Source organism: Frankia sp. Mgl5, assembly GCF_023242985.1.
In the GTDB taxonomy this organism is placed as follows: domain Bacteria; phylum Actinomycetota; class Actinomycetes; order Frankiales; family Frankiaceae; genus Parafrankia; species Parafrankia soli.
The window spans coordinates 1-262 of sequence record NZ_JALKFY010000173.1 but is presented as its reverse complement, the minus strand read 5'-3'; the positions used below and the strand labels follow the sequence as shown (position 1 = coordinate 262).

Below are 262 nucleotides of genomic sequence, written 5' to 3'. Positions count from 1 at the left end.
AAGTTGGTGAAGAATGATGGCCAAAGTGGATGTCTTAAACGGAAACAAAGCGGCCGCATGGGGCGCCAAGCTTGCGCGTGTATCGCTTATGGCCGCTTATCCGATTACGCCGCAGACCCCGCTTGTTGAGTACCTGGCTGCGTTTGTTGCTGATGGGGAAATCGATGCCGATCTGGTGGAAGTGGAAAGCGAACATACGGCGCTAAGTGTGCTCCAGGGCGGAGTGTTTGCGGGTGCCCGAACGTTTACAGGCACTAGCTCC

1 pseudogene is annotated in these 262 nt (G+C 55.7%); it reads left to right on the top strand.

From position 1 onward, the window contains the following. Window positions 1-13 precede the first annotated feature (13 nt). Window positions 14-262: pseudogene (locus tag MXD62_RS08865) on the top strand (phenylglyoxylate dehydrogenase); the annotation flags it as partial.